At 38.3% G+C, this 12,907-nt stretch carries 16 protein-coding genes; all 16 read left to right on the plus strand.

The features are described from left to right. Positions 1–112: 112 nt before the first annotated feature. Positions 113–1,393, plus strand: a complete 1,281-nt coding sequence (locus FEDK69T_RS11215) for an NHL repeat-containing protein (RefSeq protein WP_035656368.1) — start codon at positions 113–115, stop codon at positions 1,391–1,393. A gap of 72 nt (positions 1,394–1,465) precedes the next feature. Beyond that, on the plus strand, positions 1,466–3,109 hold the full coding sequence (locus FEDK69T_RS11220; protein ID WP_023574286.1) for a T9SS type A sorting domain-containing protein: 1,644 nt from the start codon (positions 1,466–1,468) through the stop codon (positions 3,107–3,109). 114 nt (positions 3,110–3,223) lie between these two features. Beyond that, positions 3,224–3,997, plus strand: a complete 774-nt coding sequence (locus FEDK69T_RS11225; RefSeq protein WP_023574287.1) for a 3'-5' exonuclease — start codon at positions 3,224–3,226, stop codon at positions 3,995–3,997. A 46-nt stretch (positions 3,998–4,043) separates the two neighbouring features. Then, a complete protein-coding gene (locus tag FEDK69T_RS11230; RefSeq protein WP_023574288.1) occupies positions 4,044–4,655 on the plus strand; it encodes a fumarylacetoacetate hydrolase family protein in 612 nt (203 codons plus the stop codon). Positions 4,656–4,660: 5 nt separating this feature from the next. Continuing rightward, a complete protein-coding gene (locus tag FEDK69T_RS11235; RefSeq protein ID WP_023574289.1) occupies positions 4,661–5,005 on the plus strand; it encodes an Hpt domain-containing protein in 345 nt (114 codons plus the stop codon). An 11-nt stretch (positions 5,006–5,016) separates the two neighbouring features. Continuing rightward, entirely contained in the window at positions 5,017–5,367 is a 351-nt protein-coding gene (locus FEDK69T_RS11240) for a hypothetical protein (RefSeq protein WP_023574290.1), read from the plus strand. A gap of 131 nt (positions 5,368–5,498) precedes the next feature. Continuing rightward, the gene (locus FEDK69T_RS11245) at positions 5,499–6,746 is read left to right on the plus strand and encodes a competence/damage-inducible protein A (protein WP_023574291.1); all 1,248 of its coding nucleotides are present in this window, start codon (positions 5,499–5,501) and stop codon (positions 6,744–6,746) included. A gap of 80 nt (positions 6,747–6,826) precedes the next feature. Next, positions 6,827–7,063: a 50S ribosomal protein L28 gene (gene rpmB / locus FEDK69T_RS11250; RefSeq protein WP_023574292.1), complete on the plus strand. Its 237-nt coding sequence runs from the start codon at positions 6,827–6,829 to the stop codon at positions 7,061–7,063. 27 nt (positions 7,064–7,090) lie between these two features. Beyond that, positions 7,091–7,273 (plus strand): 50S ribosomal protein L33, encoded by a 183-nt coding sequence (rpmG, locus tag FEDK69T_RS11255; protein WP_008253902.1) that lies wholly within the window; start codon positions 7,091–7,093, stop codon positions 7,271–7,273. A gap of 9 nt (positions 7,274–7,282) precedes the next feature. After that, entirely contained in the window at positions 7,283–7,435 is a 153-nt protein-coding gene (locus FEDK69T_RS15725) for a DUF4295 domain-containing protein (protein WP_023574293.1), read from the plus strand. A gap of 339 nt (positions 7,436–7,774) precedes the next feature. Beyond that, the gene (gene ftsY, locus FEDK69T_RS11260; protein WP_023574294.1) at positions 7,775–8,728 is read left to right on the plus strand and encodes a signal recognition particle-docking protein FtsY; all 954 of its coding nucleotides are present in this window, start codon (positions 7,775–7,777) and stop codon (positions 8,726–8,728) included. Positions 8,729–8,736: 8 nt separating this feature from the next. Continuing rightward, complete coding sequence (locus FEDK69T_RS11265; protein ID WP_035629676.1) at positions 8,737–8,919, plus strand: hypothetical protein; 183 nt, start codon at positions 8,737–8,739, stop codon at positions 8,917–8,919. A 203-nt stretch (positions 8,920–9,122) separates the two neighbouring features. After that, the gene (locus FEDK69T_RS11270; protein WP_023574295.1) at positions 9,123–9,542 is read left to right on the plus strand and encodes a lipocalin-like domain-containing protein; all 420 of its coding nucleotides are present in this window, start codon (positions 9,123–9,125) and stop codon (positions 9,540–9,542) included. Beyond that, complete coding sequence (locus FEDK69T_RS11275; RefSeq protein WP_035629678.1) at positions 9,542–9,838, plus strand: DUF721 domain-containing protein; 297 nt, start codon at positions 9,542–9,544, stop codon at positions 9,836–9,838. The genes FEDK69T_RS11270 and FEDK69T_RS11275 overlap by 1 nt, the downstream gene beginning before the upstream one ends. A 111-nt stretch (positions 9,839–9,949) precedes the next feature. Beyond that, positions 9,950–12,343: a TonB-dependent receptor gene (locus tag FEDK69T_RS11280; protein WP_023574296.1), complete on the plus strand. Its 2,394-nt coding sequence runs from the start codon at positions 9,950–9,952 to the stop codon at positions 12,341–12,343. Positions 12,344–12,345: 2 nt separating this feature from the next. Further along, a complete protein-coding gene (locus FEDK69T_RS11285; RefSeq protein WP_023574297.1) occupies positions 12,346–12,897 on the plus strand; it encodes a PepSY-associated TM helix domain-containing protein in 552 nt (183 codons plus the stop codon). Positions 12,898–12,907: the final 10 nt, after the last annotated feature.

Consider the following 12,907-nt stretch of genomic DNA (forward strand, 5'->3'; position numbering starts at 1 on the left):
TTTTGAACCTGTGAACGGAAATAATATTTGAAGTAGTTTATTAATTATTACCTACAGATGCAGGTTATCACAGCATAACATAAATCGATCGGTAAATTAAATTGTAAGAAAGATGAAATATTGTTTTTTTTTACTGCTGTTTCTGGTAACAGAAATAATGGTCGCGCAGGGTGGGACTCTTGATGCTACTTTTAATGGTAACGGAAGGGTTTTGGCTACGTTTAATGTATTTGATTCTGCAGTACATTCCATGCTTCTACAGCCGGATGGAAAGATAATTGCAGGAGGAACCGTATCAAATCATGGTCTTTTTTCCCAATTCGGATTAGCCAGATTCTTTAGCGACGGCACTCCCGATCCAACATTTGGAACCGGGGGGTTAGTGATCGGAAATTTTTCAACCGCTCAGATTTCATTGAGCTCCGCATTATTACAGTCAAGCGGGAAGATAGTAACCGGTGGGATTGTATATAATGATTATCTGGATTCACAATTTGTCTTAACTCGTTTTAACAACGACGGTAGTTTTGATAACTCTTTTGGAACAGCTGGGCTTGTTTTGCGAAATTTTCTGAATATAAAATCGATAATTGCACAGCCGGACGAGAAAATTCTGGTAGCCGGCTTTTCGATTGCCACACCGGACAGGGATTTTGTATTGCTTCGATTCAATCCCAACGGAAGCGTTGACAACAGTTTTGGGACTAACGGCGTGGTGACCACATCAATAGGGGCAAAAGATTTTGCGCATGACATTACATTACAAGCTGATGGAAAAATAGTGTTGGCCGGAGCGGTTAAAAATAGTGATGGAGAATATCACAGTGATTTTGCTATTGTCCGATATTTTGGCGACGGAAATCTGGATACTTCTTTTGGAACCAACGGAATCAAGATAATAAATATTGATGAAATGGATGAAGCACAATCTGTAAAAGTGCAGTCTGACGGTAAAATAGTATTCAGCGGATGGTCTTCTTCCATTTCGGGACAAACGACTTCCTTTCAGGTAATTCGGCTTTTTCCAAATGGCGATATCGATACTGCTTTCGGTGAATCAGGGGTGTTCAGTTCGCCAATTATATTTAATTCACATGAACAACTTATTCAGATTCAGAGCGATGCTAAAATACTGGTTGTGGGTGCAGTAGCAACAACTAGCGCTTATGATGTTGCAATAATTCGTTTGCTGCCCAATGGCAGCCCGGACACCACATTTGGGACTAACGGTGTTGTAGTCACTACTGATGGCCCGGAAACCAGCAGTCAGGCTAATTGTGTTCTGATACAGCCGGACGGGAAGATTTTAATTGGAGGTGAGTCCGGGGAAGGGCTCATGTCATACCACCCTCATTTTGTGATACAGCGATATGACTCAGGATCAGGAAGATAGTAGCAAAAAAATCATGAAGTTTTTCAGAATGTAATGATGATATGCTAAAAAGTAGAATTAAACGATTTAGAAATGAGAAATACAACCATATTTAAGAGATATTTCAAAGGAGTTGTTCTGGCCTTGCTACATTTGCCCTTTGTGGGAATTGCTCAAACAACAGCTACGGTAAATTATACTTCGTCTTTGGCGGTTATTGCTAATCCGGAAAGAGGGTTTTATAAACATACTGAGGTGCATTCTCCTAGTTATACAGGTTTAAGTGAATCAACATTAAATGGTTACAGAGCTAATAACATCACTTTGATATTGCGGGTTTTTTACCTGGAAAATTTTGTAAATGGGCCCATATCGGATTCTTATTTAAGTAATATGCAGGCCGATTTTAATAAAATCAGAAATGCAGGGTTGAAATGCATTATCCGTTTTGCTTATTCCGACGAAAAGGTAGGGGTTTTAGATGCTCCCAAAGCCATTGTTTTGCAGCATATTTCCCAATTGAAAAACGTATTAACTTCAAATGAGGATGTTATTTGTGCGATGCAAGCTGGTTTTATAGGTTCGTGGGGCGAATGGTATTATACAGATCACTTTGGAATGCCGCCTTCTTCTGCAGATTATGCCAATCGAAGAGAGGTAGTTGATGCAATATTGGCTTCGTTGCCTAGTACAAAAATGGTTCAGATCAGGACTCCTAAGTTAAAACAGAGAGTTTATAATACCTCTACTCCTTTGTCTCAGGATCAGGCTTATAATGGGACGACTTTGGCAAGAGTTGGCCATCATAATGATTGTTTTTTAGCTAGTGCCTCAGATTATGGGACGTATGAAAATACATCTACCGAATATCCTTATCTGGAACAGGAAACCAAATATTTGGCAATGGGAGGAGAAACCTGTGCTGTATACGAACCAAGAACGAAATGTCCCACAGCATTGGCTGAAATGGAGAAATTTCACTGGGCCTATTTGAATATTGATTACAATCGTTCAGTACTCAGTGGTTTTCAGTCTGGAGGATGTTTTCCCGATGTAGAAAAAAGGTTGGGATACCGTTATGAATTGGTTAGTGGTACTTATCCGCAAACGGCCCGCGCCAACGCTCCAATGACTATTGCTTTTAGAGTGAAAAATTCAGGTTTTTCCTCATTATATAATTCGAGAACGGTGTTTTTGGTTTTAAGGAATACTTCCAATAGTCAGGAGTATCGTATTCCGTTGAATACCGACCCTAGATTTTGGTCGAGTAAAACGGAACAGGTCATTAATGAAGCGGTAGTGCTACCATCCAATATGGTCGCCGGGAATTATAAAATGTACCTGTATCTTCCTGATAAAAAAGGGAGTTTAGCACTGCGTCCCGAATATTCAGTACGTCTTTCCAACGAGTCTATTTGGGAGAATACTACCGGATACAATAATTTGTTACACACCGTTGGGGTTCAGTCTTCCTTGGGGACTTACGGAAACGTGGCCTCAAACATCAAACTGTATCCTGTACCTGCCAATGATAAACTAATTGTAGAATTGGAAGGAATTAACCAGTATGAGGTTTCAATGTATAATTCCCTAGGGCAAAAAATGAATATCCGTTATTCTTCCGTAACCAATAATATGCTGGTCATGGATACTCAAGATTTTAATACCGGGGTTTATTTTATTCAATTTCAAAATGAAGGGAAAAGAGAGGTTCGGTGTATCACCGTGAACAGATAGCAAATTAAAGGAAATGAGAGGCGGTTTTACAAATACCGCCTTTCTTTTTTTACAGAAATAAATTAGTAATATTTGGGTTTAAAAATTACATTTGTACCGATTCAAAATGTAAAAATGGAACTCAAATTAAACAGACCGATTTGTTTTTTCGATTTGGAAACCACTGGTATTGATGTGGGTAAGGATCGAATAGTTGAAATTGCAATCGTAAAAATATATCCCAACGGAAATAAAGAAAGTAAGACTTGGTTGGTAAACCCTACAATTCCTATTCCGGCGCATGCCACGGCAGTTCACGGGATTACCAACGAAAAGGTAGCCAATGAACCTACTTTTAAGGAGTTGGCTTCTCAGATCCACAATATGATTAAGGATTCGGATTTGGCCGGTTTCAATTCGGATCGTTTTGATATTCCGCTTTTGGCAGAAGAATTACTTCGTGCTGAGGTTGATTTTGATATGAAAAACCGTGTTTCGGTGGATGTGCAGACCATTTTCCATAAGATGGAAGAGCGTACCTTAAGTGCTGCCTATAAATTTTACTGTGGTGAGAGCCTAAACAATGCCCATAGCGCGGAAGCTGATACTATGGCTACTTACGAAATTCTTAAAGCCCAATTAGAGCGATATCCGGAACTGGAAAACGATATGAAAACCTTGTCGGAATTTACGACCAGAAAAAAATCTGTTGATTTTGCCGGCTTTATCGCTTTGAATAATGAAGGAAAGGAAATTTTTACTTTCGGAAAGCACAAAGGTGCTTTGGTAGATGAAGTATTGGAAAAAGAACCCGGTTATTTTGGATGGATTCAAAACGCTGATTTCCCATTATATACCAAAAAGGTGTTAACCGCAATCAAGCTTCGAAAACTTAATACAAAACTGTAGAAAACTTAGTAACTCAGCGACCGAGTAACTTAGCCACTAAAAAAAAATGAAAATAATCTGCATAGGGAGGAATTACGCCGACCACATTTCCGAATTGCAAAACGAACGCCCGAGCGAACCGGTAATCTTCATGAAACCGGATACTGCTGTTTTGCCGAAACAAACACCATTTGTGATTCCTGAGTTTAGTAATGATGTGCATCACGAAGTTGAGATTTTGGTAAAAATCAATAAGGTGGGGAAGTATATCGATCCGAAATTTGCTCATAAATACTATGATCAAATCGGATTGGGTATCGATTTTACCGCTCGTGATTTACAGGCTGAGTTAAAAAGCAAAGGACTTCCGTGGGAAAAAGCGAAGGCATTCGACCATTCAGCGATAATAAGTGACTTTTTATCGAAAAAAAATTTCAGTTCACTCGAAAATATTAACTTTGAATTAACAAATAACGGTAAGGTCGTTCAGAGTGGAAATACCAGTCAGATGTTGTGGAAAATAGACGAATTGATTGCCTACGCCTCACAATATTTTACCTTGAAAACTGGAGATGTTATTTTTACAGGGACACCTGCCGGAGTAGCGAAAGTGCAGCCGGATGACGTTTTGGAAGGTTTTATAGAAGGAAAACAACTTTTTAAAATTCAGGTAAAGTAAAGCAGATGCCATTACATTATAACTTATCAAAAGTCTACGAAATTTCGGATAATGATACCGAATTCGCTCAACAAATCATAAATCTTTTTGTTGAAGAAGTGCCTGTGGAATTAAAATCCATCAAAGAAGGTATTGAAGAAAAAGATTATGCAAAAACATATGCCTCTTCCCATAAAATCAAACCTACCCTGGATTTATTGGGAATGGATGCTGCCTATGAAGAAAACCTACAGGTTATGGAATGGACAAAATCCGAAGGCAAGAAAAAAGAAATAAAAGAAGTTTTTAAAAGCTTAAAAGAACACATTGAAAACGCCCTGAAAGAAGTTAAGAAAGAGTACAATATTTAACTTTCAGAGAAATGCCTAAAACCATTAGAGTAAAATTAGGAAAACATTTTAAAGTAGCGGTTCAATACAAAGACGTTGTTTCATTCGAGAACGAATTGAACAATAAAGGATTGGATTTTTATTTAAATTGTAAGGACGAGTCTTCACAATGTTCTTTAGTGTCTTATTATTTGTTCGAAAAAGACAGATCCGCAGTTGATGATTTGCTTCAGGAAAACGAGATTGTCGCCAATTATGAAACACTCCAATTTGCTAATTTGAGCGAACAGAAAAATTTTATGGGGCTTTATATTAAATTGGTTGGTGTATTTATCGTTTTGCTTGTAATGCTTAAAGTGGTAGACGCTATCGTAAAACCTTAGTTTTTTCAATGCATTATCATGCGAAAATCCAAAATTATTGGTGATTCCTAATATAATGTTAATGATTGTTTTTTCCATGCATTATTGTGCGTAAAGCATAGTATATTTGTTGCTTATCTGCTAAAGACAAAATGAAAGCAACTATTGTGACTATAGGCGATGAAATACTCATCGGACAAATAATCGATACTAATTCGGGGTTTATTGCCAAGGCCTTAGATAAAATTGGTATCGGTGTTTATGAAATGCTGTCCATAACAGATGATAAGCAGCATATTCTGGATACGTTTTCCAAACTTCAAAACCATTCGGATGTTGTTATCATGACGGGTGGATTGGGCCCTACCAAAGACGATATTACCAAAAAAACATTTTGTGACTATTTTCGGGACGAGTTGGTTACCGATGAAACGGTTTTGGCGCACGTTACCAATCTGATTGAAAATTATTTTAAACGTCCCATAACCCAAATCAATAAAGATCAGGCGTTGGTTCCTTCGAAATGTACGGTGTTGTTTAACCCTGTCGGAACAGCCCCCGGCATGTGGATGGAGAACGAAAATACTGTTTTTATTTCCTTGCCTGGCGTACCGTTTGAAATGAAGCATCTTGTTGAAAACGAGGTGATTCCAAGGCTTGTGGAAAAGTTTAAACGCCCTTATATTGTCCATAAAACCATTCGTACTTACGGGATTGGGGAAAGCCTTTTGGCTGAAAAAATTGAATCCTGGGAGGGTAATCTGCCGGAATTTATCAAATTAGCCTATCTGCCACATGCGGGGCAGGTGCGTTTGCGTCTTACTGCCCGTGGAACAGATGAAGCAATGTTGCATAAGGCGATTTCGGATGAGGTGGCGAAATTAGATATGATTATCGGCGAGGCTATCATTGGTTATGACGACGATGAAAGCATCGAAGTGGTTTTAGGGAAATTGTTTACAGAAAAAGGACTTACGATTTCTACGGCAGAAAGTTGTACCGGTGGGAAAATAGCTGCAACATTGACATCTGTTTCAGGTTCGTCGAATTATTTTAAAGGCAGTGTGGTAAGTTATGCAACCGAAACTAAGGTAAATGTACTTGGAATCTCTCAAAAAACGATTGACGATTATTCGGTGGTGAGTAAGGAAGTGGCCGAAGCAATGGCGCTGAATATTCAGAAAATTATGAAAACCGACTATGCAATTGCTACAACCGGAAATGCCGGTCCAAACAAAGGTGATGCCGATGCGGAAGTAGGTACGGTTATCGTCTCAGTAGCGACTCCTAAAGGCGTGGAGACCGAAGAATATAACTTTGGGCAGCCTCGTGAAAAAGTTATTGATAGGGCAGTTAGTAAGGCTTTGGAAAAAATTTATCAACAAATTTTAAAAAACTAGTCGAAATAGTTTGTGTAATAGGTTTCTTTTTTGTTTCTTTGCACCCTGATTTTGAATAACGAAATATAAAGATAAGTACAATGTCAAGAGTTTGTGAACTTACAGGTAAGAGAGCAATGGTTGGAAACAATGTTTCTCACGCTATGAACAAAACTAAAAGAAAGTTTAGTGTAAACTTAGTTAAGAAACGTTTCTACATTCCTGAGGAGGACAGATGGGTAACTTTAAGAATATCTACATCTGCTTTAAAAACGATTAATAAAAATGGTATCGCTGCGGTTTTGAGAGAAGCTAAAGCTAACGGATTAGTTAAATAATTCCGGAACCTTTAAATATATATCACAATGGCAAAGAAAGGTAATAGAATTCAAGTTATTTTAGAGTGTACTGAGCACAAAACTTCTGGCGTACCAGGAACATCTCGTTACATCACAACTAAAAACAAAAAGAATACTCCGGACAGATTAGAGATTAAAAAATTCAATCCAATCTTAAAGAGAGTAACTGTTCATAAAGAAATTAAATAATAGTAAGTCATGGCAAAGAAAACCGTTGCAACATTACAGACAGCTTCAAAGAGATTGACTAAAGCTATCAAAATGGTAAAATCACCAAAAACTGGTGCTTATACGTTCGTTGAGGCAGTAATGTCTCCAGAAGAAGTGGATGAGTTCTTAAAAAAGAAATAATTCCGTTATACAATATATAGAAAAGCTACTTTCATCCGGAAGTGGCTTTTTTATTTTAGATTATTTCCTTGGCATTATTTAACCTAAGGAAGAAAAGAACCTCGTGAAAAATTTATATTTTTGAGGGAAAATCGGAATTTATTTCGGTTTGTTGAAAATTAGGAGCCAATCGCTTGGGCATTTTTTATGCGTAGTTCCTGCTGTCCGCTGTATCTTTTTAGATTATCATTTCGAGAGCCTCAATGATCATCAAAAAAGGATGCCGCTCCCATCAGGGCTAAAGAAAGTTTTCGGCTTCTATTGAACGCATTTTATAACTTCTAATTCATAATTTAAAAAATGAATTTTTTTAAAAAAATATTTTCATCCGAAAAGAAAGAAACCTTAGACAAAGGTCTTGAAAAGTCAAAAACTTCTTTTTTCTCCAAATTGACCAAAGCCGTTGCCGGAAAATCTAAAGTAGATGATGAGGTATTGGATAACCTGGAAGAAATTCTAGTCGCTTCAGATGTAGGGGTAAACACAACCCTGAAAATCATTGAGCGCATCGAAGAACGTGTTTCCAAAGATAAGTATTTAGGTACCGATGAGTTAAACGGAATCCTTCGTGAGGAAATTGCCGGTCTATTGTCAGAAACCAATTCCGGTGAAGCTTCCGAGTTTGAAATCCCTGCCAACAAAAAACCATATGTTATTATGGTGGTAGGTGTAAATGGTGTTGGTAAAACCACAACCATTGGAAAATTAGCATACCAATTCAAAAAAGCCGGACACAGCGTAGTGCTTGGTGCCGCTGATACCTTCCGTGCCGCCGCCATTGACCAGCTGCAAATTTGGGCAGACAGAGTAGGTGTGCCTATCGTTCGTCAGCAGATGGGAAGTGATCCTGCTTCTGTAGCTTTCGATACGTTGCAATCTGCTGTTGCACAAAATGCTGATGTGGTAATCATTGATACTGCCGGGCGTTTGCACAATAAAGTAGGTTTGATGAACGAGCTTACCAAGGTAAAACGAGTAATGCAAAAAGTAGTAGAAGATGCTCCTCATGATGTGTTATTGGTTTTGGACGGATCTACAGGGCAAAATGCATTCGAACAGGCAAAACAATTTACGGCTGCAACAGAAGTAAGCTGTTTGGCGGTTACAAAATTAGACGGTACGGCTAAAGGCGGAGTTGTAATCGGAATCTCAGATCAGTTCCAGGTTCCTGTAAAATATATCGGAGTAGGAGAAGGAATTGAAGATTTGCAGGTGTTTAATAAATACGAATTTGTAGATTCATTCTTTAAATAAAAATCGGCATGAATAAAGTAATTGATTTTTTTAAAAGCGCATCGCCAATTAAAATTATTTTGATTACTTTTTTAATCGGTTTTGTTTCAATGTTTCTTGAAAAACCATTTCCAAATGGTTTTTTGGCATTACGGCTAATCAGCTTTATGTTGGTTGTATATGCAATAATAAAATTCTTCAGTAAAAAATAAAAGTAAAGGCGTTATTTATATGACGCCTTTTTTTTGCAATATAACATCATCAAATCTGAAAGTACCACACTTCTCGTAATACCGATATAATATTTTTTGTCATTTTTTTGGTTTTAAGTCGGACTCTAAAATCAGGAAATAGTTTAATGGTTTTGTCTTTTCTGAATGGTTTTAAAAATTAACTTTGCAAAAAGTAAAATTCGATGAGAAATTTTTTTATTGCTGTTGTTGCACTAGTACTGTTGGTAAGTTGTAAACAGGATATTACTGAAAAAGATCTGGCTAAAATAAACGGGTATTGGGAAATTGAAAAAGCAGAATTACCCGATGGCAGCAAGAAAGAATATAAGATTAATTCAACAATTGATTTTTTTGAAATTAAGGGGAAGAAAGGTTTCAGAAAGAAAGTTATGCCCCAGCTTGACGGGAAGTATCTGATGAATGACTTATCCGAAACCATAGTGGTAGACATTGCAGATGGTGATGTAATATTCAACTATGCCACACCTTATGCTAAATGGAAAGAAACCATTGTTTCAATTTCAGATGATAAACTGGTTGTTAAAAACGATCAGGATATAGAATACTATTACAAAAAAGCAAAACCTTTTTCGGTAAAATAATGGCAAAGCGTTTTAGTGAAGAGAACTCAATAGGAGACGTTTTAAAGCTTTTTATTCAGGAGAATAAATTGCAGGCCGGTATGGATAAAATTGACGTAAGGGACGCTTGGAAAAATCTTATGGGCAATGGTGTGAACAACTACACAACTGAAATACTTTTAAAAGGGAACACGCTTTATGTGGCTCTTTCTTCAGCTGTTTTGAGGGAAGAATTGAGCTATGGTAAGCAAAAAATCATTAAAATGATAAATGAGGAGCTTCGAAAAGAGATAGTTAAAGAGTTGGTTTTTAGGTAATCGTGAATAAAAGATAAAATTATCTTAATTTGATGATATAAATCATGTTTTGTCATCTCCGGCTTATTTAGTTTTGCATTAAGTTTAATCAATCTAAATAAGCTTAATAAAATGAAAAGCCCTATTCAATTTTTGTTCGCAATTATATTTTTCACCTTACAACTCAATGCTCAAAACAACGGAACGATTAAAGGCGAAGTCGTTACTTCTAAAAATTTACCACTTGAGAAGGTAACGATAACCACTAAAAATGGTGATTTTAGTGTGATGACAAATGCCGAAGGTAATTTCAGTATCTCAAATGTAAAACCCGGAAAATACACGCTGATCTTTTCTCATGTTGGATTTATATCAGCAAACGCCCAGGTTAGTGTGAAAGCGGGAGGAATTTCACAAGTGCCTCAAATCGTTTTAGTCGAGGCTTCGAATACATTATCGGAAGTAATCGTGTCGGGAAGCGTAATTAATCGAACGCTGGCCAACGGTAAAGCAGGTATCAAAACCATCGACCTGCCGCAAAGTGTTCAGGTTATCGGCCGTAAAACGCTGGAACAGCAGCAAGTTACAAGACTAAGTGATGTCATCAAAAATATAAACGGTGTTTATGTTGGTTCGGCACGCGGAGGTGCTCAGGAATCTTTGTGGTCCAGAGGATATGACATGACGGCGAATAATATGTTTAAAAACGGTTTTCGTTACAATGGCGGATCGATGCCGGAAGTAGCTTCTCTGGAACAGGTAGAAGCCTTGATGGGAAGCTCAGCTCTGTTATTCGGAAATGTTGCACCCGGCGGGATTCTCAATATGGTAACGAAAACACCTAACTTCACAAGGGGCGGATCGGTTTCGTTTCAGGCGGGAAGTTACGCATATTACAAACCGACGGTTGATTTTTATGGCCCCTTAAATTCAACAATTGCTTACCGATTTATTGGTTCTTATGAAAATGCCGAAAGTTTCAGGGATGTTGTTACAAGAGAGCGTTTCTATGTAAATCCGTCGCTTCTTTTTAAAGCCGGTAAGAGAACGTACTTTTTATTACAGGGTGATTATCTGAGGGATAACTGGACTCCTGATTTTGGAACGGGCGCCATCGGCAGAGAAGTAGTCGATTTACCTCGCAATACCTATTTGGGTGCAAGGTGGTCCAATGGTTTAACCACGCAGGCATCTTTCACAGGGCAAATCAGTCATAAGTTTCATAAGAATTGGAAATTCAGCTCCAACACTTCGTTTCAGGATTACGGAAGATCATCAGAAGGAACCGAACGTATTCAACCGGCTGCTGACGGTACGCTGAACCGTCCACTGGGAAAAAATAAAAATTTAGAAAGTATAGCGGCTCAGCAATTCAATCTGCAGGGAACTTTTAACTCGGGATCCATAAAGCACCAATTGTCGACCGGCGTTGATACTGATTATTCCTTCACCCAAGGTTATACATATGTTTTCAGTCCGGCCAACTACGATACGGTAAATATTTATGATCCGTCAACCTACGAAACTGATCACGGAATTCCTGAAGCTACGAATACTAAAATAGTGAAAACAGAAGCTAATCGGGTTGGGGTTTACGCGCAGGATTTGGTTTCTTTTACCGAAAAAATTAAGTTATTAGCCGGTATTCGCTGGTCTTGGCAGCAGTCGGAGGCAACCACTTATAATTATAAAGCAAATGAATATGCGCCTGAGGACGACCCAAATCCCAAAACAGATCCAAAACGCATTGACGCGGCCTTTTCACCAAAAGTAGGCTTGGTATACCAGCCGGTTAAGAATACTTCAATTTTTGCCAGCTATGCCAATTCATTTACACCCAATACAGGAGTTGATATTTACAATCAGCCGCTGGAGGCATCCATTATTGACCAATTTGAAGCAGGTGTTAAAAAAGATTTCTGGAGAGGTATTTTAACAGCTAACGTGACTTTATATCAGATAGTGAATAATAATTTAGCGCAGACAGCTGAATTCAAGGCGGATGGAACAAATAACACCGATCCGAACGTTAAAACGCTGTCCGGACAAACAACGAGCAAAGGAATTGAAGTTGGGGCGACAGTAAGACCAATCGAAGGTATGGACATTGTTGCAGGTTACAGTTATAATGATATGCGCTACACGAAAACCAGCGGCTTGACCGGAAGTTACATTGAAGGAGACCGTTTGGTGAGAACGCCTTCGAATACGGCTAATATGAGCTTTTTCTATACATTCCCTGAAGGGAAATTCAGAGGGCTTTCAGTAGGAACTTTGGCTAATTACATAGGGGAAAGAATCGGCGGTTGGAATAATACTAACGGACAGACAATTCCTGACAGGACCATTCCGCTTGACGGTTATACCACAATTGATATTTCTGCAGGTTACAAATGGAGACAGTTTTCCATCCTTTGCAGGCTATCCAATATCACAAACGAGCTGAATTACACGGTTCATGAGAACTATAGTGTGAATCCGATAGCGCCGCGTCAGGTGATGACGACATTAAAATATCAATTTTAAATATGAAGAAGCAAAAAAACATCAGGGCAATCCACCGCGATTTTGGGTATTTTTATTTAGGACTGATAATTTCATTTGCAGCATCCGGGGTTCTGATGAATCATAGGGACAGTTGGCATCCTGAAAAGTATACGGTTGAAACCAAAGCGATTCAAACCGAACTTTTACCGGAAGAACAGATTACCGAAAAATATGCCGAGAATCTGGCGAAGGAAATGGGAGTCGATGATAAATTCAGAAGATCAAACGTAAAAAAAGGAATGCTGAAGATTTCTTTTGAAAACACTGATGTGGAAATCGATATCGAATCCGGAAAAGGAGAAATCGTCTCATTTAAAAAGACACCACTAATAAGCCAGGCCATGAAGTTGCATAAAAACACATCGAATTGGTGGATTTACTATTCGGATATTTTCGGACTGTCTTTAATTACAATTGCGGTTACAGGGGCTCTAATGATTTCTGCCGGAAAGCATACTTTTAAGCGCAGAGGATGGAAGTTGGCACTCGCGGGAATTGTATTTCCAATATTGTTCCTTTTGCTTTTGGCATAAGAATAGAACC

Origin of the sequence: Flavobacterium enshiense DK69, assembly GCF_000498495.1 — a bacterium.
Lineage (GTDB): Bacteria > Bacteroidota > Bacteroidia > Flavobacteriales > Flavobacteriaceae > Flavobacterium > Flavobacterium enshiense.